The organism is Taklimakanibacter lacteus, from assembly GCA_003576695.1.
Lineage (GTDB): Bacteria > Pseudomonadota > Alphaproteobacteria > Rhizobiales > Aestuariivirgaceae > Taklimakanibacter > Taklimakanibacter lacteus.
Genome location: QOZQ01000001.1, coordinates 411,834 through 431,892 on the forward strand (window position 1 = coordinate 411,834; position 20,059 = coordinate 431,892).

Consider the following 20,059-nt stretch of genomic DNA (forward strand, 5'->3'; position numbering starts at 1 on the left):
CCATCCCGACCGGCAGGCTGGCGCGGGAATTTCCCAATTTTCCGATGGCGGCGACGCCGATGCGCGGTCGGGCCGCCAATGGGAGAGGGTTAACGCGCGCTCAGTGCCGGCTAAGCTGTTTCGGCGAACTGATCGAGCTTGCCAGCAGCTGCGCCTGGGGAGATGAGCCGATCGTCGGAGCGTCCCGCCATGAGCTCAGGGGCGAGGCGATCCCGGCCGAAGACCTGATCGGCTTGAGTGCGTCGCAATATGCGGAGCGCGATCCTTGGAACCGGCAGTATGGCTGGTTCGATTGGCGTCCGAGACGGCCGGATCCGGAGGCCGTGATCGACTGGCTCAAGGTCGAGGACGCTTATGGTGCCGCAAGCAAGTTTGTGCCGGCCGATACCGTTCTCATCGGCAGGCGAGAGCGCGGAGACGAGGAAGCGGTCGCGATCGCCGACAGCAATGGCTGCGCCAGCGGGGAAACGCTGGAGTCCGCCAAATGCTCGGGACTTCTTGAGCTGATTGAAAGGGACGCCGTCGCACGCTGGTGGTATGGCCGTGTGCCCGGCAAGACCGTCGACCTGACATCTTGCGGTCTGCCGGATCAGCTGGGCTCCTATTTGCGCGATCGATCGCGGCGCTGTCACCTGATCGAGATAACAAGCGATATCGCCGTGCCGGCCTTCGTCGCTGTCACCTGTGAGCCCGATGGGACGGATATCGCCACCGGATCGGCCGCTTCAGGCAATGCATGCGCAGCAGCCCGATCCGCAGTGATCGAAGTCCTGCAGATGGAAGTGTCGCTCGATATAGCGAGGTCCGCCCCCGGCAGCTCGCAAGCCTGGGATCTCTGGTGCGAGCGCGTCACGATGGCGACCCAGCCCCTGAGCCTGGTTGGCGAAGAGCTGAAGTCAACGCACCAGGATGGTAATCTTGATCTCGACGCCTGCCTGAACGCTTGCGAGAGGGCAGGCATATCCGTCTATTGGATCGACCAGACACGCCCAGAGCTGTCGGTACCCTCTGTCAGGGTGCTGTCTCCTGATCTGTGCCTGGGGAAGCCCCGGTTTGGCCGCAAGCGTATTTATCCACCGGGTTCTTCGTTCGGCGAAGATGCGCTCAATGACGTCCCGCTACTCGTCTAGATTTATCCTGGCAACAGGATGTCCACGTGGCCTTCGTTTTTGAATACCACCCTCCGATCGGGGTCAACGACACTTCGTGATGAGCGTCATGCCAAAGACAAACTTCCTTTGCTTTGGCGGATCACCACTCAGGTTGTTGATCTCGGTGATAAAGGCCCCAAGGTACCCAAAATTGTTCGGCATCTCCTCCGGGATCGATATTCGAGTTATTGGGCGATCGACATCATCGAAGCTCTCGTCAGACGTAAACACGATATGATGAGTACTTGGATCAATCTCAACTCCATCCTCATCATATACCAACCGGTTTCTGGTTCCGCCGGTCTTGGCTGGAGTTCCGGTTTTAAGGAAACGTATGGCGGGATTGACACGTCCCAGAGCTTTATATTCTTTGGGGGTGAGATTCTTCAAATCTTCGGCCAATTCGATGTAGCCGTTGACATCAAGCGCTCCGGAGCTGTTGCCCATCAGAATTCTGAGACTGCCCATAAGTTTCTCCTCCAGTTATGGCTCGGGGCATGGCCCCAATTCTTCGTAGACGTTGAGTCCTCCCGAGAAATTCAGAAGGTCAATCATCGTGAAGTGCTCGTCCTGGGAACGAGGAAGTGTTGGCGACCAGGGTCGTTTTGGATCGAGTATGGAATTTTGGCACCGCTCTATGAGTGCGCGCAGAACCTCGATGACAATCCGACTACCAAGCTGGCCCAGAGCGTTCCCGGACTGCTGAATTTTTGCTTCCTTCAGAATGTAAAACCAAAGGGGGGTCTCTATAGCCAGCTTTTCCTGGCCCAGGATGGCGCTATTCTCATCCGCGAGAACCTGTTTCTCGCTCAGTATGTTGATCTCTGCCCTTCCTGCACACCTCAGCAACACATTGAGTTCCGCGGCGGCCGCCTGCCCACTTGGCAATCCAAGCGCTTGCCCGAAGAGCAAGGTTCGCACGGCGAGATTGTTTGAGGGATCAGGAGAGGCCAATACCCGATCCGGCAGCGTACCGAGCGGAATTGCTATGCGGGTATCAATCGGGCGCGAGTAGATCAGCCCCGCGAGCGAGGCGCCTCCCAGGAATGGGGGAGGAAAGAATTTCCTCCAGTTAATTATCCATTCCGATGGGAGTGGGGACTTCAGGCTGCCGTTCTCATTCGTCAGATCAAACATGTCTGAGATGTCAGGAGATACATACGGATTCCAGTGTCCGTAGGATGGTCTGATCATGCTGTGGCCGAAGCGAAATGCCGCCATCGCAAATTCAATCGGCATCGGGAGGGGATCGGTCCGGTCCTTGAGGACGTTCGGAAACCACACCGACCCATTGTCGCGAATATCCGCGTAGACATCCGGATCGGTAATCCTCGGCAGGAAGTCGTGCAGCACCACAGATTGGAAGTGCTGCACCGTCATCTCCACAACATCGTCCATCGTATGACGCTGACGAGATTCGTGCAGCAGGGTCGCAATGGCGTTGTGGAATCGCATCAACGCAATATGCATTTGCGCGACGGTGACATTTCCGTCGTTGCGCGTGTCGGCAATGGTCGTCTTTCCGTTCTCATCGCGCGGAAGATCTCGGGGAAAGGACCTGCATTTCAAAGGAGGTATATGGGACGACGGTGTGGTGTAACCCATCGGCAAGTGAAACGGAGGAGTATTGAAACTACGGAAATCCAATTTGCCATATATGCTGTCCAAATCCAGCCTTGGAGAAGCGGCCTGCTTCATATCCTTTACATTGCGGTACTCTTTGTAAGCCGTCTCGTTGTGCGTTGTCTCATGCGCGATGAATTGGCCCAAATATGAGTAGCCCGCTGGTATCGTGCTGTCGCCGACATTGAGGGCATCGCTAGTCATCGCCTTTCCCAGTTCCGTCAAGACTCTTATGGACGGTTGGTTGGCGCCTTCGGTGAGAGCCCTGGTGAAACGAAACGGGTAGCCCGATGTCGGGTCGGCATCCAAAATATCGATGTCGGCGCGGGCGCCGCCAATGTCGAACACATATCTGTCGTCGAGGACGTATGTGCTGCGCCCATGTTTGAGGGGCCGCTTTGCCTCTCGTGCAAGCAAGAATCCTCCACGGGTTTAAGAATTCACCCTACAGCTCCCAATAATGGTTGCATGCCTTAACGTAAGAGTCTAGCTGCAATCGAGTGATTTTGGTCATGGTCGAATGACCGAACACGAGAGCGTGGACTCTCGTGGAAGGCGCAGCCACTGTCGTACAGATGGCGGTTCTAGCGCTGGACGAAGGCCTTCTCGACCAGGAAATGCCCGGGCTCGCCGTGATTGCCTTCCTCGAAGCCCAGGCCTTCGATCAGGGTTCTGAGATCCTGGATCATCTGCGGGCTGCCGCACAGCATGATGCGGTCGTTTTCGGGGGAGAGGGGCGGCACGCCGACATCGTCGAAGAAGGATGGCTGCTGCAGATGATGGGTGATGCGCCCGACATGGCGGAAGGCCTCGCGCGTCACGGTCGGGAAATAGACCAGCTTCTCGCGCACCAGCTCGCCGAAGATCTCGTCGTTCGGCAGCACATTAGTCAGATAGTCGGCATAGGCAAGATCGGTGACGAAGCGGCAGCCATGCATCAGGATCACGCGCTCGAAACGCTCATAGGTCTCGAGATCGCGGATGAGGCTGAGGAAGGGGGCAAGTCCGGTGCCGGTGCCGAGAAGATAGAGATTCTTGGCCGGAAGGAGATTGTCGAGGACGAGCGTGCCGGTCGGCTTCTGGCCGATGACCACCTGATCGCCGTCCTTGATGTGTTGGAGCTTGGAGGTCAGCGGCCCGCCCGGAACCTTGATGCTGAAGAATTCGAGATAGTCCTCGTAATTGGGGCTCGCCATGCTGTAGGCGCGGACCAGCGGCTTCTTGCCCTCATTCAGGCCCACCATGGTGAACTGGCCGTTGCGGAAGCGGAAGCCGGGCTGCCGGCTGGTGCGGAAGCTGAACAGGCGATCGGTCCAATGATGAACGCTGAGGACCGTCTCTTCGACGAAATTGCTCATGGATAAAGCGATCCGATATCGTTTGTATACAAATGATAGTGGAGAAATGCCGTATGTCAACGAATTTCTCGGTGGCGGGGCTGGGTCCTGCGCTTGCCCAATGCCATTGTCATATGTATACATACGAAATAGCGTGGCAACTCGGACCGCCGGCGGATGAACGCCTATATCAGACCCACCAACCTAGCGGAAGCCACAAAGCTGCGGGCCAAGGCCGGCAGCAAGATCCTGTGCGGCGGCACCGATTTCTACCCGGCGCTGGGGACGGCGCAGCCCCAGGGCACGATCATCGATCTCACCCGGATTGCCGGGCTCGACGGGATCAGCGTCGGTCCGCAGGAAATCCGCATCGGCGCCTGCACCAGCTGGACGAAGCTCATCGCGAGCCCGCTGCCGCCGGCCTTCGACGCCCTCAAGGCGGCGGGCCGGGAAGTGGGGTCGATCCAGATCCAGAACCGCGCCACGATCGGCGGCAATCTGTGCAATGCATCCCCTGCCGCGGACGGGGTACCGCCCTTGCTGGCGCTCGAGGCCGAGGTCGAACTCGCCTCGGCGGAGGCCATGCGCAGGCTTGCGCTCAGCGACTTCATCCTGGGCAACCGGCGCACCGCGTTGAAGTCCGACGAGATCCTCACCGCCATCATCGTGCCGCAGCAGCGCGCCCGGGGCAGGGCCTCCTCCACCTTTGCCAAGCTCGGCGCCCGTCATTATCTCGTGATCTCCATCGCCATGGTGGCGGTCAATCTGGTGCGCGGCGATGATGGAAGCGTTGCCGATGCGAAGATCGCGGTCGGCGCCTGCTCGGCCGTGGCGCAGCGCCTGCGCGCGCTGGAAGCCGATCTGCTTGGCAAGCCTGTGGCGGCGGAGCTTGGCCGCAGTGCCGAAGCCCGCCATCTCGCAGATCTCTCGCCCATCGATGATGTGCGCGCCACCGGAACCTACCGGCGCGACGCGGCCCTCTTGCTGGTGCGGCGCGTGATAGGCGAATGCGCCAAGGGAGCCTCGGCATGACGCGCCATGAGATCATCGCCCAGGGCCATGCCGAGCTCGAATTCTCGCTGAACGGCAAGACGGTTTCGGTCACCAGCGCCCCGGCCGAGCGCCTGAGCAAGGTGGTGCGCGAGAAGCTTGCGCTGTGGGGAACCAAAGTCGGCTGCGATGCCGGCGATTGCGGCGCCTGCACGGTGCTGATCGATGGTGCGCCGGCCTGCGCCTGCCTCACCAGCGTGCAGCAGGTGGAAGGCGCCTCCGTCGTCACCATCGAAGGCCTGGCCAGCTGCACGCGGGCCGGCGAAAGCCTCAAACAGTCATTCCTCGCGCAAGGGGCGGCGCAATGCGGCATCTGCACGCCGGGCATGCTGGTCTCGGCCGCGGCCTTGCTCGAAGAGACGCGCAAGCCCTCCGAGCAGCAGGTCATGGATGCGCTGGGCGGCGTGCTGTGCCGCTGCACCGGTTATCGCAAGATCATCTCGGCGGTGCTCGCTGCGGCCGAAGGGGTCGAGTCCATCTATGTGAGCCCGAAGATCGGCGCCGCGGTGGGTGCCCGCATCGCGCGGCTCGATGGCGTGCGAAAGGTTGACGGCAGCGAGATCTTCGGCGCCGATGCCACGCCTGCTGATGCCTTGCTGGCGCGCGCCATACGCTCGCCGCATCACCATGCGCGTTTTACGCTGGGCAATATCGATGGCTGGATCGGCGCGCATCCCGGCATATTGCGTGTGCTGACGGCGGCCGACATTCCCAGCGTCAACCGGCATGGCGTCATCGAGCCTTTCGCCGACCAGCCGGTCTTCGCGATCGATGAAACCCGCTTCAAGGGCGAGGCGGTGGCGCTGGTGGTGGGTGAGCCTGCGGCGATCGAGAGCCTCGATCTCGGCACCTTCCCGGTGACATGGAACGAGCTGACGCCCTTGCTGACGATGGATGAGGCGCAGCAGGGCATGCTCATACATAAGGAGCGGCCGGACAATCTGCTCACCAGCGGGCGCGTGGTCAGTGGTGATGTCGACAGAGCGCTTGCCTCGGCCGCCGTCGTCGTCGAGGGCGAATTCGAAACCGGCTTTGTCGAGCACGCTTATATCGAGCCCGAGGCCGCCTGGGCACGGCGCGTCGGCGACACGGTCGAGATCCATACCTCGACCCAGGCGCCCTATATGAACCGCGACGACCTGGTGAAGATCCTGGGCCTCGCGCCCGAACAGGTGCGTATCGTGCCGACGGCAGTGGGCGGTGGCTTCGGCTCCAAGCTCGATCTGTCGCTGCAGCCTTTCGTGGCAATCGCCGCCTTCCATCTCGATCAGCCGGTGCGCATGGTCTATAGCCGCAGCGAGTCGATCATGACCACGACCAAGCGGCATCCGGCCCGTATCCGCGCGCGGGCCGGCGTCACCCGCGAGGGCAAGCTCGTGGGCCTCGACTTCACCGGCGATTTCAATACCGGCGCCTATGCCTCCTTCGGCCCGACGGTCGCCAATCGCGTGCCGGTCCATGCGTCGGGTCCTTATTTCGTGCCGCATTACCGGGCGCTGGCGCGCGCCATCCACACGCATGTCGTGCCCGCCGGCGCCTTCCGCGGCTTCGGCGTGCCGCAGACGGCGATCGCCCAGGAGCAGCTTTATGACGAGCTGGCGGAACGTATCGGCATGGACCGGCTCGAATTCCGCATCCTGAATGCGCTCGATGCAAGCCAGCCGACGGTGACGGGACAAATACTGGGCGAGGGAGTGGGCATCCGCGCCTGTCTCGAGGTGCTGCGGCCACACTGGGCCCGCGCTCTGAAGGACGCAGATGATCACAATGCGAAGGCAGCGCATCTGCGCCGCGGCGTCGGCATTGCCGGCATGTGGTATGGCTGCGGCAACACTTCACTGCCCAATCCGTCGACGATCCGCGCCGGGCTCAAGCCCGACGGGCGCATCGCGCTGCATCAGGGTGCCGTCGATATCGGCCAGGGCTCCAACACCGTCATCACGCAGATCTTCGCCGATGCGCTCGGCGTGCCGATCGGCATCATCGACCGCGTCTCGGCCGATACGGCGCTGACGCCCGATTGCGGCAAGACCTCGGCGTCGCGCCAGACCTTCGTCACCGGCAAGGCGGCGGAGCTTGCGGGCCAGGCCCTCAAAGCCTCGATCCTGCGGCTCGCCAATGCGGGCGAGGGCGCCTCCTTCACGCTCGAGGACGGAAAAGCGATCATCGATGACGGCGTCATGACGCACCGGATCGAGCTCACCGGCCTCGCGCGCGACGGCTTCGGCTATGTGCTCAAGAGCGAAGAGACCTTCAACCCGCCGACCACGCCGCTCGACGAGAACGGCCAGGGCGAGCCCTATGCCGCCTATGGCTTCGGCGCGCATCTGGCCGAGATCGAGATCGATGTCGAGCTCGGCAAGGTGAAGATACGCAAGATCACAGCGGCGCATGATGTCGGGCGCGCCATCAACCCGACGCTGATCGAAGGCCAGATCGAAGGCGGCATCGCGCAAGGGCTCGGCATGGCGCTGATGGAGGAATTCCATCCGGGCCGCGGCGAAAACCTGCATGACTATCTGATCCCGACGATCGGCGACATGCCGCTGGTCGAGACGATCCTGATCGAGGACCAGTCACCGGTCGGGCCCTTCGGCGCCAAGGGTGTGGGAGAGCAAGCCCTCATCCCGACGGCGCCCGCCATCCTCAATGCCATCCATCACGCGACGGGCATGCGCATCAGGCGCGTGCCCGCCACACCCGACCGCATCCGCGCCGCCTTGCTCAGCGCAAAGGAGACTTGACCATGTCAGAGGCAGCTCTCCCGATCACGCCTCAAGCCGACAAGATCCGCTGCGATGCCTGTCCGGTGCTGTGCTACATCAAGCCCGGCAATACCGGCGCCTGCGACCGCTATGCCAATATCGAGGGGCAGTTGGTGCGGGTCGATCCGCATGTGCTGCTCGACAAGACGATCAAGGGCGGCGGCCAGGTCATCTCCTTCCTCGGGCGCGAGAAGGACTGGGACGGCCGCATCGTCGAAAGCGCCAATACTTTCGTGACCGCGATCGGCGCCGGCACCACCTATCCCGACTATAAGCCGGCGCCTTTCATCGTCTCCTCCGAGGTCAATGGCGTCGACATGGTGACGGTCGTCACCGAGGGCATCTTCAGCTATTGCGGCGTCAAGGTGAAGATCGACACCGACCGGCATCTGGGGCCTGAGACCGCGGCGGTGCGCGTCAATGGCGAGCAGGTGGGCCATGTCACGACGGCCGAATATGGCTCGCAGATGCTGGCGCTCGGCGGGGTTCGCCATCTGACCGGCGGCTCGAAGAAGGAAGGCCGCGTCACCTGCGATGCGCTGCTGTCGCTGTGCAACGGCAAGCCAGTCGAGATGACGGTCGATGGCGGCGTCACTCTCATCGTCGAGGCCGGCAAGCCGCCGATCATCAACGGCACACCGGAAGAGCGGATGCGGGTCGGCTGCGGCTCGGCCACCATCGGCATGTTCGCGCGCCAGTGGTTCGGGCAGATCGATGAGGTGGTGGTGGTCGATGACCACATCACCGGCGTGCTGTCCGAGCACCAGGCCGGAAAATTCCTCGGCGTGCGCGACACCGGCATCAAGATCAAGGGCCATCGTTCGACGCCCGGGCGCTATTTCAAGGTGGCCGAGCCCGGCACCGGCTGGGGCGGCACCGATCTCAGCGATCCGCTCGCGATATTGAAGCCTTTCGACGCGAAGGAGGCGTGGCCGGGCCTGCGCATGCTGATGGTGTCGACGACCGGCGAGCACAGCGCCTATTTCGAGCTCGACGCGGAGCTGGCGCCGGTCGAGAAGGAGATGCCGGCCGGCATGCGGGCCTCGGTCGAGCGCATCAAGGAGAATTGCGAGCCGGCCCTGTCGACGGTGCTGTTCATGGGCGGCGCCGGCGGGTCGCTGCGCGCCGGGGTCACGGAAAATCCGGTGCGCCTCACCAAGTCGGTGAAGGATTCATTCACGCGGGTGACCGCGGGCGGCGCTCCCACCTATGTGTGGCCGGGCGGCGGCATCACCTTCATGGTCGATGTGACCCTGTTGCCGGCCAATGCCTTCGGCTATGTGCCGACGCCGGCGCTCGTCGCTCCCATCGAATTCACCATGCGCCGCGACGATTATCGCCTGCTCGGCGGGCATATGGATCATGTGCGGCCTCTGTCGGAAGTCGCCCTGGCCAAGGGCAAGAAACGGGTCAACGCACCATGACCCGCTATCAGGCGCAGCTCCTGGCCGACGGAAAGAGGTTGCATCTCCATGACGGTCCGATCGATCTGTTGATCGAGGCGAAAGGTGACGCGTCTGCTGTTCGTGCCGCTTATGGCGCGGCGGAGTTGCGCTTTGCGACGATCCTCGATGAATTGTGCGCCGAGCTTTCCCTGTTGCGTCAGGCCACGTCGGTGAGGCCGGAGGGAATTACCGCGCAGCTTATGTGGCGCGCGACGCTTCCTTTCGCGCGAGGCCGTTTCATCACGCCGATGGCGGCGGTGGCCGGCAGCGTCGCCGAGGAGATCCTTGCGGCGATGACGGAAGCTGCTCATTTGGCTCGCGCCTATGTCAATAATGGCGGCGATATCGCGCTTCATCTGGCGCCAGGCAGCTCGTTCCGCATCGGGCTCGTCGACCGGCCCGACCAGCCCTCGCTCTTCGGCACAGCGGAGATCGGGGAAGAGGACGGCGTGCGCGGCATCGCGACCAGCGGCTGGCGCGGCCGCAGCTTCTCGCTCGGCATCGCCGATGCGGTGACCGTCCTGGCCGAGACAGCGAGCCATGCCGATGCGGCGGCGACCATCATCGCCAATGATGTCGACCTGCCCGGCCATGCGGCCATCGCGCGCGCGCGGGCTTGCGATATCCAGCCCGACAATGATCTCAAGGAGCGGGAAGTGACGCGCGGCGTCGGCGCCTTGTCGAAGGATGAGATCGATCGCGCGCTGACGCGCGGCTGCCGGACCGCGCAGCGCCTCGTGGCAGAGGGCCTTGTTATTGCAGCCGCCCTCCACCTGCAGGGCGAGACGCGAACCGTCGGCCACTACCGGGCGCGCAACAGGGAAACAGCAAGGATAGCTATATATGCATGAGCTGAAGATCAGGAAATTTCTCGTCTCCGTCGAAGAGATCTTCCATGAGGGCGGGCCGGTCGCCGCCGTGCCGCAGCGGCGCGCCTCGGCTCTCGCCGTGATCGCCAATCCGTTCGCCGGCAGATATCACGAAGAAATCCAGCCTTTCATGGACGACCTGAAGCCGCTCGGGCTCGACATGGCGCGCCGGCTCATCGCGGCGCTCGGCGGCGATGCCAGGGTGGTCGAAGGCTATGGCAAGGCCGCCATCGTGGGCGAGGGCGGGGAGCTCGAGCATGGTGCGCTGTGGCATGAGCCGGGCGGCTATGCGATGCGTGAGCTCCTGGGCGGTGCGAAAGCGATCGTGCCCTCGACCAAGAAAGTGGGCGGGCCCGGCACGCGCATCGATGTGCCCGTCACCCATATCAATGCCTCCTATGTGCGCAGCCATTTCGATGCGATGGAGGTTGGTCTTCCGGACGCACCCCGCGCGAATGAGATGGTGCTGATCCTGGTGATGACCACGGGGGCGCGCGTCCATGCCCGCGCCGGCGGGCTGGCGGCCAAGGATATTGCCGGAAAGGATGGACTGAGATGAAAGCCAGGATTCGGAAAATCGTCACCTTCGTGGATGAGACGCTGAGCGAGCAGGGCAAGGCGGTGACACCACCCATACGCCGCGCGGCCGCGGTGGCGGTGATCGAGAATCCCTTTGCCGGCAGGTATCAGGAAGACCTGAGCCTGCTCATCGATGTCGGCGAGGAGTTGGGTGGCCTTCTGGCCGAGCGCGCTGTCGCCGCATTGGGGATACCGGGCGCCAGCGTGGAGAGCTATGGCAAGGCGGCGGCTGTCGGCGAGAATGGCGAGCTTGAGCATGCGGCAGCGATCCTCCATCCCAAGCTCGGCACACCTTTCCGCAAGGTGCTGGGCAAAGGTGCGGCGCTCATCCCGTCATCGAAGAAGCGCGGCCCCATGGGGGTCGTGCTCGATGTGCCGCTCGGCCACAAGGATGCCGCCTATGTGCGCAGCCATTTCGACGGCATGGAAGTCAGGGTCAATGACGCGCCGCGCGCCAATGAGATCATGGTGGCGGTTGCCGTCACCTCGGGTGGACGCCCGCTGCCGCGCGTCGGCGGGTTGAAGACGTCGGAGATCAAGGGCGAGGACGGGTTGCGGTAGAGCGCAGTCCCCCGCACGCAACCCCAGTTCGTCATCCCGGCGAAAGCCGGGATCCATTGCGATCTCACCTCACGATCGGCGTTGATCGCGTTGCGCGAATTTAATGGGTCCCGGCTTTCGCCGGGATGACGGTTTTGGGGGTCACGCCTTCTCGATCGTCGGAATCCGTTTCGCCGGCGGCGTGTTGCGGCTGCGCTGGCAGCGCACCAGGCCGTCGATGATCACCATGCCGATGCCGGGCAGGTCGCCGAGCCTTATGCTGTCGAGCAAGGTCTCGCCGGCCGAATGCTGGGCGGTATCCATCAGCACGAAATCGGCCGCACGGCCGGTCTCGATCAATCCGCAGTCGAGCTTGCGCATGCGCGCGGTGTTGCCGGTGGCGAGGCAGATGGCCTGTTCCGCCGGCAGGTCGCCCAAAGCGGACAGCATGGAGATCATGCGCAATATGCCGAGCGGCTGCACGCCGGAGCCTGCCGGCGCATCGGTGCCTAAGATCACGCGCTCGAGCTGCTTCATCTCGGTCGCGGCGCGCAGCGCATAAAGCGCGGCGCGCTCATTGCCATTGTGCACGATCTCGAGGCCGCGCTTGCAGCCCTCGCAGATGCAGCGGATCTGCGTGTCGGGCAGCGCCGTGTGGCCGCCATTGATATGGCCCACCACATCGGTGTCGGCTTCGAGCACCACATCCTTGTCGATGAGGCCCGAGCCCGGAATGGACGGGCCGCCGGTATGGATGGTGCTCTGGATGCCGTATTTGCGCGCCCAGGCCACCATGCGGCGCGCCGTCGGGCCGTCCTTGACGCCGCCGAGCCCCACTTCGCCCAGAAGCTTCACGCCGGCTTCCGCCAGGTCCTTGAAATCCTGCTCCGTCATCTCGGGCTCGATGCAGGGTGCCCCGGCATGGACCTTGACGCCGGACGGCCTGAAATTGGCGAACTGGCGTTGCGCCGAGATGGCGAGCGCCTTGAGGCCGATCACATCGCGCGGCCGGCCCGGCGTGTGCACCTCGCCCGCCGAGATCATGGTGGTGATGCCGCCATTGAGATTGCTGTCGATCCAGCCGAGCTGGTTCTGGCGCGGCGTCCAGTCGCCCGCCACCGGATGCACATGGCTGTCGATAAGCCCCGGCGCAAGTGCGCAGCCCTTGGCATCGATGATCACCGTCGCTCCTTCGGCATCGATGTCCCTGGCGCGGCCGATCTGCGTGATCCTGCCGTCGACCGCCGCGATCGTATCGGCATCGAGGATGGGATTCTCGAGAGCGCCCGACAGGACAAGGCCGATATTGCGGATGACGGTCTTCCGGGGACCAGCGGCAGGGGTGGCGGCCTCATGGGACATGTTCGTCTCCTCTTGTCAGAATGAATATTTGTAGGCAAACAATAGGGAAGGAGCAAGCACCTGCTGTCCTGCTTGAGAGAACCCGACGATGACATCGCGCAAACCGGCACCATCGCGCCAGGGCGGCAATGGCCGCAAGCCGGACGATGATGATTATGTGCTCGACAGCCAGGTCGGCTTCATCCTGAGGCAAGTAAGCCAGCGCCATGCGGTGATCTTCGACGAGCTGATCGGCGAGGGCGTCACGCCGACGCAATGGGCGGCGCTGTCCAAGCTCCAGGAGATCGGCCCCACGTCGCAGAACCTGCTCGGCCGGCTCACCTCCATGGATGCGGCGACCATCAAGGGCGTGGTGCTGAGGCTCGGCAAGCGCCAGCTGGTGGAGACCAATCCCGATCCCGGCGATGCGCGAAGGCTCGTGGTGCGGCTGACCGAGCAGGGCAGGCGGCTCACCCGGAAGCTCACGCCGCGCGCCGCCGCCATCAGCCAGGTGACGATGGCGCCTTTGACGCCCGAGGAGCAGACGCGGCTGCTGGCGCTGCTGACGAAGCTGCGGTGACCCGATCGTATCCTCTCCCTCACCGCGGAGCGGGGAGGGTACGCCCGAAGGGCGGGGGTGGGGTCTTTCCCCTATGCACCTAGCCTAGTAACGTTCGCGCGCAGTCAGGATGGAGCAATCCATGGACGACCGTATCGCCTTCGCTCGTTCGCTTCGAAAACGCATGACTCCAGAAGAAGTGAAACTCTGGGTAAGATTGAGGACATGGCGCAGCAAGGGTTATCACTTTCGTAGGCAAGCGCCGATCGACGGTTACGTCCTGGATTTCGTCTGCAAGACGCACAAGCTGATCGTCGAAGTCGACGGTAGTCAGCATGGTGAAGACCATGGTTCGGCACATGACGCAAAACGAGATGCGCATTTCCGCGCCAAAGGCTATCGCGTTGCGCGCTTATGGAATGCCGATGTTAATAGCGATCCTGATGCCGCTGCCGATACAATCTGGGCATTTCTGCAAGGAGAAAATCCCTTCGCATAAGTGCGGCGGCGTGACCCCACCCGACGCTTCGCGCCACCCTCCCCGCCATGCGGGGAGGGAGATTCTGACGGGTAACGAGCTTCAGCGATGCACGCCGATATAGCGTTCGAGCGGCACCGGATTGGCGGCGAGCTCGCTGGCTTTGGCCTCATGCTGGATGACGCCGTTCTCGATCAGCAGGATGCGATCGCAGATGCGCAGAGCGGATTTGACCTGCTGCTCGACCAGCAGGATGGCGACGCCCGACTGGCGCAATTGCGCCACGGTGTCGAGGATGCGATGGGTCACCGCCGGGAACAGGCCCTCGCTCGGCTCGTCGAGCAGCAGCACTTTCGGCTTGGTGCATAAAGCCCGCGCCACCGCCAGCATCTGCTGCTCGCCCCCCGACAATGTGCCGGCGGCCTGCGCCAACCGCTCGCGCAATATGGGAAAGAGATCGAGCACCGGCTCGGCATCGCTTTGCGGCGCGTTATTGACCAGCAATCCCATGCGCAGATTCTCGGCCACGGTCAGCTCGCTGAACAACCGGCGGCCCTGCGGGACATAGGCGATGCCACGCGCCGGGACGGCATGCGGCGGCAGATGGGAAATCTCCTCAGCAGCGATCTTCAGCGATCCCCGCCGCTTCGGGATGAGGCCCATGATGGTCTTAAGTATCGTCGTCTTGCCGGCGCCGTTGCGGCCCATGACGCCCAGGATCTCGCCCGCGGCGAGGGTGAAAGAGATCTCCTTCAGGACCTCCACCGCGCCATAGGCGCTCGATATGCGGGTGAGCTCGAGCATCAGTCCCCCAGATAGGCCTGCTGCACCGCCGGGTGCCTCTCGATCTCGGCGGGCGTGCCTTCGGCGAGGATAGCGCCCCGGTCCATGACGGTGATCCGGTCGGCGAGGTCGAGGACGACCTTGAGATTGTGCTCGATGAAAAGGATGGTCGAGGTCTTTGCCGTCCTGCGGATGAGATCGCAGAAGGGCTGGATGTCGCCGGGCGCCAGGCCCTGCGTCGGCTCGTCCAGCACCAGCAGAGACGGCTTGAGCGCCAGGCCCATGGCGAGCTCGAGCAGGCGTTGATGGCCATAGGGCAGCACGCCCGCCAGGCGATCCGCCTCGTTGTTGAGGCCCACCGCCGACAGGGCCTCATCGATCGCGGCATCGAGGGCATCAGGGGAGAGCGACAGATGAAGACCGGGCTTCGCCGTCAGCCGGCGCTGGACAGCCAGCGCCACATTCTCGCGCAGAGTGAGCTTGGGATAGATGCTGGTGATCTGGAACGTATAGACGATGCCGCGCATCACCCGTTTCCACGGACTCATATTGGTGATGTCATGGTCCTCGAAGAAGACGGCGCCACCGCTCGGCGGGATGCGGCCGCAGATCATGCTGACGAAAGTGGTCTTGCCGGCGCCATTGGGGCCGATGATGCTGCGGATCTCGCCCTGCTCGAGGCGGAAGGAGACATCGTTCACCGCCGTCACGCCGCCATAGCGCCGGCTCAGGCCCCTGGTCTCGAGCAGCGTCATGCGGGCTTCCTCCTGAGGAAGCGGCGCACCCAGCCGCCGATGCCCTCCGGGAACCAGAGCGTGATGACGAGCAGCGCTGCGCCTACGATGATCATGTAGCTCGAGGTGAAGCTGCTCGATATGTCGATGAGGTAATACATGATCGCCGTGCCGGCGAGCGGGCCCAGCGTCACGCCGGTGCCGCCGAGCAAGGTGTAGAGCAGCGGCAGTGTCGAATATTGCAGCGAGGCGAAGGAGGCGCCGACATAGGCGAAGAGAAGGCAGTAGAGGGCGCCCGAGAGCCCCGACAGGGTGCCCGAGATCACCAGCGCCCAGAAGCGATAGAGAAAGGTGTTGTAGCCGAGGAGCTTCGTGCGCGCCTCGTTCTCGCGCACCGCGATCAGGATGCGGCCGAAGGGCGAGCGCAAGAGCCAGAGGCTGAAGAGGAGCGCGAAGGCGAAGGCGGCAAGCGCCACATTATATTTCACCGACGGGTCGGAGAGCGCGAAGGAAAGCCCGGCCATCTCGATCGGGCGCAGCGACAGCACGATGCCCTGGTCGCCCAGCGTGATGGTGTTGAAATACAAGGTGGCGAGGAACGCCGCCTGCGCCAGCATCAAGGTGACGATGAGAAAGGCGACGCCGCTCACCCTGAGGACCACGATACCCGCCAGCAGCGAGACGACGAAGGCGGAAGCCACACCCGCCAGCAGCGCCGCGATCGGGCCGAAGCCCAGCCAGTAGACGGAGAGGCCCGCGCCATAGGCGCCGGCGGCGAAGAACATCGCATGGCCGAGGCTCATCAGGCCGGTATAGCCGAAGAGGATATTGTAGCCGATCGCCAGCACCGCATAGACCATGATGCGGGTGAAGGTGCCGATGTGATAGGCGGGCAGCACATATTGCAGGAGGAAGAGGGCCGCGATGACGGCAATATGAAATGCGTAAGATCTGAACGCCGCCTGTCTCATGGGGCGCTCTCGCGCATGAGGCCGCCCGGTCTGGCGATGAGGACGAGCGCCACCAGAAGTGTCGCGATCATCTTGGCGAGAGTGGGCGAGAACAGGACCGCGATCATGCCTTCGCCGATGCCGATAAGGGCCGCGGCCAGCAAGGTGCCGCGCAGATTTCCCAAGCCCCCGACAATGACGACGATGAAGGAGAGCAGCAGCGGATCGGCGCCCATGAGGTAATGCGCCTGCTGGATGGGGGCGATCAGCACGCCCGAGACCGCGGCCAGCATGGCGCCCAGCGCGAAAACCGAGGCATAGACGCGCCTGACCGGCACGCCGAAGGCCTGGGCGGTTTCGGCATCGAGCCTTGTGGCGCGCATGTAGAGGCCGATGCGGCTCTTCGACAGGATCAGCCAGGTGATGCCGAGCAGCAGCAGCGCCAGCGCGATGACGATGAGCTTGTAGCCGGAATAGCCGAACCAGGGCAGCTGGATGCGGAAATAGACGGGCGGCTCGATCGGCCGCGCATCCGGACCATAGGTCATCAGCACGCTCTGCTGGATGACATAGAGCAGGCCCATTGTGGCGACGATGGTGCGCTCGGGATCGTAGTTGATGCGACGCAGCACCAGCCAGTCGGCGGCCATGGCGATGAGGCCGACGACGACCGGCGCCATCACGAGGGCGAGCAGGAAGCCCAGGGCCGGATGGGCGCCCAGCAACTCCGCCGAGCACCACCAGACGATGATGGCGCCCAGCATGACGAATTCGCCATGGGCGATGTTGATCACCCGCATGACGCCAAAGACGAGCGACAGGCCGAGCGCTGTCAGCGCCAGGACAGCGGCGCCGACCGCGCCTTCCATCAAGGCGAGGAGGAGGGCAGGGCCGGTGATCATCGTGGAAACGGAACCATGATTCTAGACACGCGATCCGCCCCGATCCTTTTCCGTCATCCCGGCGAAAGCCGGGACCCATTAAATTTGCCGTAGCGAGCAGCGCCGCCCAGATTGCACTTTTTCAGGGGGCCCGGCTTTCGCCGGATGACGAAAGTGGGCTATCACAGGGCCTGCGTCGTGTAATCCGCCTTCGGCTCGTAGAGTCCGTCCTCGATGGACGTGGTGTGCACCACTTTCAGCTTGCCGCCTTCGACCTGGGAGATGAACTGCCGGCCGAAGCACTGATGCGCCTTGCCGATGAATTTCTTCTCGCCCTGCGGATGCTCCTTGCCTTCGGCGAAGGAGGTGATCGCCTCGACGGTCTCGATGAAAGTCTTGCGGTCGGACGCCCCCTTGTAGCCCGACGCCTCGACGGCCTGCTTGATCGAGAACAGGGTCTCCCAGCAGCCGAACATGTGCGAATTGGTCGAGACTTCCTTGGCGTTGTCCTTGTTGGCGCCGTTCTCGTCGAGGCCGACGGCGTCGCGGTAGAATTTGGCGCCTTCAGTGTCGAGGCCGGAGAGATAGCGCGGGAAGGCCTCCCACAGATGCGAGCCTTCGAGGAATTCGAGGCCGGGCGAGGCGATGGCGACCGCTTCGAGCGAGTCGATGAAGCCGAAAAGCTTCGGTCCCTTGGTGCCGAAGAACTCGCCGAGCTCGCGCACGAAAGTGAGCACGCCCGGGCCCACCATCACATGATAGATGGCGTCGGTATCAGGCGGGATCTGCGAGAAATATTTGGTGAAGCTGGTCTCGGTCGGCGGGATGGCGATGACCGCCTTGACCTCGCCGCCCTCAGCCTTGGCGGCCTCGGTGAAGAAGTCGCGGTGATTATATCCGAAGATATAATCCGGGATGATCATCGTGACCTTCTTGCCGACATTGCCGATGACGAAGGGCGATATCGCCTTGACCTGCGAGCGCACATTGGTGATGCCGGTCTGGAACACATAGCGGTTGAACTGGCCGTCGGCGAGCTCGCTGCCCTCGCTGACGATGAAGAGCGGCATCTTCAGGTCGGCGGCGCGCGCGGCGGAAGCGCCGACGACATGGCCGAAAAGCGGACCGAAGACGAAATCGACATTATGCTGGGTGGCGAATTTCTCCATCACCTCGCCGGCGCGCTTGGCATCGGTGGCATCATCCTCGACGATGAGCTCGACCGGACGCCCGGCAATGCCGCCCATGTCGTTGATCACCTTGACGGCGGCGACGCTGGTGCGCTCATACCAATAGCCATAGGCGGCGCCGATGCCGGTGCGGTGCGCCTGCAGGCCGATCTTGAGCGGATCACCGGCGGCATAGGCTGATCTTGGAAACTGGCCCGCCAGAGCGAGGCCGGACAAGGCGCCGGCACCGGCGAGAATTTGACGGCGAGACAAGGAAACAGGGTTGCCTGTTTTGCGGGCACTCATGGACGCCTCCCTAGAGACGATGTTGGTTATCTCGTTGATTGTTGGTATACACATAGTTTCATTCGCAGGTCAAGAAGAGGTGTGACGTGATTGCGCTGTTCACGCAAGCGACCGGTCGTCGCGCTCTCGCCGTCTTCACCTTCTGCCTGCCGGGCGCGCGCGAAGCCGCAGCGCATGCGGGCGAGGGGGCGGAAATCCTGCTCCTGCCGACCGAGCTCTATATTATCGGCGGCGCGCTGGCGGTGCTCGTCTCGTTCTGCGTGCTGGCGCTCTTTCACAAGCGGCGGGAAGAAGCGCGCGTCGCTGCCCCCGTGCATGAGGTGCCGCGCCCGGTCCTGCGGACCATCAGTCTGCTCAGCCTTGCCTTTCTCGCTTTTCTCCTCGCCGCGGGTTTCGCCGGCAAGCCCGATCCGCTCGTCAATCCTCTGCCGCTCACGGTATGGACCTTGTGGTGGATGGGCTTCACGTTTCTCGTCGTCATCGCCGGCAATCTTTGGTCAATGATCAATCCGTGGATCGGGCTCCATGATCTCCTGCCCTGGCGGGCGCCGCTCACCTATCCGGCGCGCTGGGGCTACTGGCCCGCGATCATCCTGTTCTTCGGCTTCGCCTGGTTCGAGCTCATCTATGTCGTGCCGCAGGATCCGTACCAGCTGGCGATCGCGGTCGCGGCCTATTGGCTCATCACCTTCGCAGGCCTTCTCCTCTTCGGGCCGCGCTGGCTCTCGCACGGAGAAGCGTTTTCCGCCTTCTTCGCCATGGCCGGAAGCTTCAGCCCCTTGCAGTGGCGTATGACGGTGCGGGAAAATCGCGCCGGCGTCGCGCTCACCTTCGGCAGCCCTGGAAGCAAGGATGACTTCACCAGTCTCACCGGGGTGTTGTTCATCCTCGTGACCCTGGCCTCGGTCTCCTTCGATGGGCTGGCGCGAAGCTTCACCTGGATGGGATGGCTCGGCATCAATCCGCTCGAATTTCCCGGACGCTCCGCCGTGCTCCGGGCGAACAGCTCAGGCCTCGCCTTGAGCATCCTGGCGCTCGGCGCGCTCTATGCGCTGGCGATCGAGCTCGGACCCTTTCGCACCCGCCTCGTCCCCTCGCGGCGCAAGGCGCTCGGCCTTTTCGTGCTCTCGCTTGTCCCGATCTCCATCGCCTATCACCTGGCGCATTACCTGCCGAGCCTGATCGTCGGCTTTCCTTCCGTCATCCTGGCGCTGGCCGACCCCTTTGGCCTCGGCTGGGAGCTCATCCCGCATGGCACCGTGCATGCCGGCTCCGGCATGGGGCTCGGCCATGACAGGGTGGTGCTGATCTATCGGGTACAGACCGCGATCATCGTCATCGGCCATATCATCGCGACACTGATGGCGCATCGGATCGCATTGGCCGAGACGGATGATCGCTGGAAGGCTGTGAGGAGTGAAATCCCCGTGGCCCTGCTGATGGTGGGCTACACGCTGTTCGGCCTGTGGCTCCTGTCGACGCCGCAGATCGGCTGAACG

19 protein-coding genes are annotated in these 20,059 nt (G+C 63.3%); 10 read left to right on the forward strand and 9 right to left on the reverse strand.

From position 1 onward, the window contains the following. Positions 1 to 44: 44 nt before the first annotated feature. Positions 45 to 1,130 carry a YcaO-like family protein gene (locus DT068_RS01915; protein ID WP_162913949.1) on the forward strand — a complete coding sequence of 362 codons (1,086 nt, stop codon included), beginning with the start codon at positions 45 to 47 and terminating at the stop codon, positions 1,128 to 1,130. Positions 1,131 to 1,193: 63 nt separating this feature from the next. Here the strand turns inward: DT068_RS01915 and DT068_RS01920 are convergent, their stop codons facing one another. From DT068_RS01920 to DT068_RS01930, 3 genes are all read right to left on the reverse strand, one after another. Next, the gene (locus DT068_RS01920; RefSeq protein WP_119388070.1) at positions 1,194 to 1,619 is read right to left on the reverse strand and encodes a hypothetical protein; all 426 of its coding nucleotides are present in this window, start codon (positions 1,617 to 1,619) and stop codon (positions 1,194 to 1,196) included. A gap of 15 nt (positions 1,620 to 1,634) precedes the next feature. Then, positions 1,635 to 3,122: a peroxidase family protein gene (locus DT068_RS01925; RefSeq protein ID WP_162913950.1), complete on the reverse strand. Its 1,488-nt coding sequence runs from the start codon at positions 3,120 to 3,122 to the stop codon at positions 1,635 to 1,637. Between the two features lie 236 nt (positions 3,123 to 3,358). Further along, entirely contained in the window at positions 3,359 to 4,132 is a 774-nt protein-coding gene (locus tag DT068_RS01930) for a ferredoxin--NADP reductase (protein ID WP_119388072.1), read from the reverse strand. A 156-nt stretch (positions 4,133 to 4,288) separates the two neighbouring features. Between DT068_RS01930 and DT068_RS01935 the strand changes: the two genes are divergently transcribed. The 6 genes from DT068_RS01935 to DT068_RS01960 are packed head-to-tail and all read left to right on the forward strand — an operon-like array spanning position 4,289 to position 11,380. After that, positions 4,289 to 5,143 (forward strand): FAD binding domain-containing protein, encoded by an 855-nt coding sequence (locus DT068_RS01935; RefSeq protein WP_119388073.1) that lies wholly within the window; start codon positions 4,289 to 4,291, stop codon positions 5,141 to 5,143. Continuing rightward, the gene (locus tag DT068_RS01940) at positions 5,119 to 7,905 is read left to right on the forward strand and encodes a molybdopterin-dependent oxidoreductase (protein ID WP_368904365.1); all 2,787 of its coding nucleotides are present in this window, start codon (positions 5,119 to 5,121) and stop codon (positions 7,903 to 7,905) included. Before DT068_RS01935 ends, DT068_RS01940 begins: the two co-directional genes overlap by 25 nt. 2 nt (positions 7,906 to 7,907) lie before the next feature. After that, entirely contained in the window at positions 7,908 to 9,350 is a 1,443-nt protein-coding gene (locus DT068_RS01945; RefSeq protein ID WP_119388074.1) for a 6-hydroxynicotinate reductase, read from the forward strand. Beyond that, positions 9,347 to 10,222, forward strand: coding sequence for a UPF0280 family protein (locus DT068_RS01950; protein WP_119388075.1), 876 nt, complete (start codon positions 9,347 to 9,349; stop codon positions 10,220 to 10,222). The genes DT068_RS01945 and DT068_RS01950 overlap by 4 nt, the downstream gene beginning before the upstream one ends. Continuing rightward, positions 10,215 to 10,799 carry an amino acid synthesis family protein gene (locus tag DT068_RS01955; protein ID WP_119388076.1) on the forward strand — a complete coding sequence of 195 codons (585 nt, stop codon included), beginning with the start codon at positions 10,215 to 10,217 and terminating at the stop codon, positions 10,797 to 10,799. The genes DT068_RS01950 and DT068_RS01955 overlap by 8 nt, the downstream gene beginning before the upstream one ends. Further along, positions 10,796 to 11,380, forward strand: coding sequence for an amino acid synthesis family protein (locus DT068_RS01960; RefSeq protein ID WP_119388077.1), 585 nt, complete (start codon positions 10,796 to 10,798; stop codon positions 11,378 to 11,380). Before DT068_RS01955 ends, DT068_RS01960 begins: the two co-directional genes overlap by 4 nt. A 141-nt stretch (positions 11,381 to 11,521) precedes the next feature. Here the strand turns inward: DT068_RS01960 and DT068_RS01965 are convergent, their stop codons facing one another. Then, on the reverse strand, positions 11,522 to 12,721 hold the full coding sequence (locus DT068_RS01965; RefSeq protein WP_119388078.1) for an amidohydrolase family protein: 1,200 nt from the start codon (positions 12,719 to 12,721) through the stop codon (positions 11,522 to 11,524). 88 nt (positions 12,722 to 12,809) lie between these two features. Here DT068_RS01965 and DT068_RS01970 point away from each other — a divergent pair, with 88 nt between their 5' ends. Together DT068_RS01970 and DT068_RS01975 are read left to right on the forward strand one after the other, a co-directional pair. After that, a complete protein-coding gene (locus DT068_RS01970; RefSeq protein ID WP_119388079.1) occupies positions 12,810 to 13,280 on the forward strand; it encodes a MarR family winged helix-turn-helix transcriptional regulator in 471 nt (156 codons plus the stop codon). Between the two features lie 121 nt (positions 13,281 to 13,401). Next, complete coding sequence (locus DT068_RS01975; RefSeq protein WP_119388080.1) at positions 13,402 to 13,758, forward strand: endonuclease domain-containing protein; 357 nt, start codon at positions 13,402 to 13,404, stop codon at positions 13,756 to 13,758. A gap of 81 nt (positions 13,759 to 13,839) precedes the next feature. Here the strand turns inward: DT068_RS01975 and DT068_RS01980 are convergent, their stop codons facing one another. From DT068_RS01980 to DT068_RS02000, 5 genes are all read right to left on the reverse strand, one after another. Continuing rightward, the gene (locus DT068_RS01980; protein WP_119388081.1) at positions 13,840 to 14,541 is read right to left on the reverse strand and encodes an ABC transporter ATP-binding protein; all 702 of its coding nucleotides are present in this window, start codon (positions 14,539 to 14,541) and stop codon (positions 13,840 to 13,842) included. Further along, the gene (locus DT068_RS01985; RefSeq protein WP_119388082.1) at positions 14,541 to 15,275 is read right to left on the reverse strand and encodes an ABC transporter ATP-binding protein; all 735 of its coding nucleotides are present in this window, start codon (positions 15,273 to 15,275) and stop codon (positions 14,541 to 14,543) included. The genes DT068_RS01980 and DT068_RS01985 overlap by 1 nt, the downstream gene beginning before the upstream one ends. Beyond that, positions 15,272 to 16,225, reverse strand: coding sequence for a branched-chain amino acid ABC transporter permease (locus DT068_RS01990; protein WP_119388083.1), 954 nt, complete (start codon positions 16,223 to 16,225; stop codon positions 15,272 to 15,274). The genes DT068_RS01985 and DT068_RS01990 overlap by 4 nt, the downstream gene beginning before the upstream one ends. Then, positions 16,222 to 17,106, reverse strand: a complete 885-nt coding sequence (locus DT068_RS01995) for a branched-chain amino acid ABC transporter permease (protein ID WP_119388084.1) — start codon at positions 17,104 to 17,106, stop codon at positions 16,222 to 16,224. Before DT068_RS01995 ends, DT068_RS01990 begins: the two co-directional genes overlap by 4 nt. A 161-nt stretch (positions 17,107 to 17,267) precedes the next feature. Beyond that, positions 17,268 to 18,560: an ABC transporter substrate-binding protein gene (locus DT068_RS02000; RefSeq protein ID WP_119388085.1), complete on the reverse strand. Its 1,293-nt coding sequence runs from the start codon at positions 18,558 to 18,560 to the stop codon at positions 17,268 to 17,270. Between the two features lie 86 nt (positions 18,561 to 18,646). Between DT068_RS02000 and DT068_RS02005 the strand changes: the two genes are divergently transcribed. Continuing rightward, a complete protein-coding gene (locus DT068_RS02005; RefSeq protein WP_119388086.1) occupies positions 18,647 to 20,056 on the forward strand; it encodes a hypothetical protein in 1,410 nt (469 codons plus the stop codon). Positions 20,057 to 20,059 lie beyond the last annotated feature (3 nt).

Coding starts and splice junctions, on each gene's coding strand:
- DT068_RS01945 (WP_119388074.1), top strand. CDS start 7,908: ATGTCAGAGGCAGCTCTCCCGATCACGCCTCAAGCCGACAAGATCCGC.
- DT068_RS01980 (WP_119388081.1), bottom strand. CDS start 14,541: ATGCTCGAGCTCACCCGCATATCGAGCGCCTATGGCGCGGTGGAGGTC.
- DT068_RS01990 (WP_119388083.1), bottom strand. CDS start 16,225: ATGAGACAGGCGGCGTTCAGATCTTACGCATTTCATATTGCCGTCATC.
- DT068_RS01930 (WP_119388072.1), bottom strand. CDS start 4,132: ATGAGCAATTTCGTCGAAGAGACGGTCCTCAGCGTTCATCATTGGACC.
- DT068_RS01960 (WP_119388077.1), top strand. CDS start 10,796: ATGAAAGCCAGGATTCGGAAAATCGTCACCTTCGTGGATGAGACGCTG.
- DT068_RS01965 (WP_119388078.1), bottom strand. CDS start 12,721: ATGTCCCATGAGGCCGCCACCCCTGCCGCTGGTCCCCGGAAGACCGTC.
- DT068_RS01975 (WP_119388080.1), top strand. CDS start 13,402: ATGGACGACCGTATCGCCTTCGCTCGTTCGCTTCGAAAACGCATGACT.
- DT068_RS01940 (WP_368904365.1), top strand. CDS start 5,119: ATGCGCCAAGGGAGCCTCGGCATGACGCGCCATGAGATCATCGCCCAG.
- DT068_RS01995 (WP_119388084.1), bottom strand. CDS start 17,106: ATGATCACCGGCCCTGCCCTCCTCCTCGCCTTGATGGAAGGCGCGGTC.
- DT068_RS01915 (WP_162913949.1), top strand. CDS start 45: ATGGCGGCGACGCCGATGCGCGGTCGGGCCGCCAATGGGAGAGGGTTA.
- DT068_RS02000 (WP_119388085.1), bottom strand. CDS start 18,560: ATGAGTGCCCGCAAAACAGGCAACCCTGTTTCCTTGTCTCGCCGTCAA.
- DT068_RS01950 (WP_119388075.1), top strand. CDS start 9,347: ATGACCCGCTATCAGGCGCAGCTCCTGGCCGACGGAAAGAGGTTGCAT.
- DT068_RS01970 (WP_119388079.1), top strand. CDS start 12,810: ATGACATCGCGCAAACCGGCACCATCGCGCCAGGGCGGCAATGGCCGC.
- DT068_RS01955 (WP_119388076.1), top strand. CDS start 10,215: ATGCATGAGCTGAAGATCAGGAAATTTCTCGTCTCCGTCGAAGAGATC.
- DT068_RS01920 (WP_119388070.1), bottom strand. CDS start 1,619: ATGGGCAGTCTCAGAATTCTGATGGGCAACAGCTCCGGAGCGCTTGAT.
- DT068_RS01935 (WP_119388073.1), top strand. CDS start 4,289: ATGAACGCCTATATCAGACCCACCAACCTAGCGGAAGCCACAAAGCTG.
- DT068_RS01985 (WP_119388082.1), bottom strand. CDS start 15,275: ATGACGCTGCTCGAGACCAGGGGCCTGAGCCGGCGCTATGGCGGCGTG.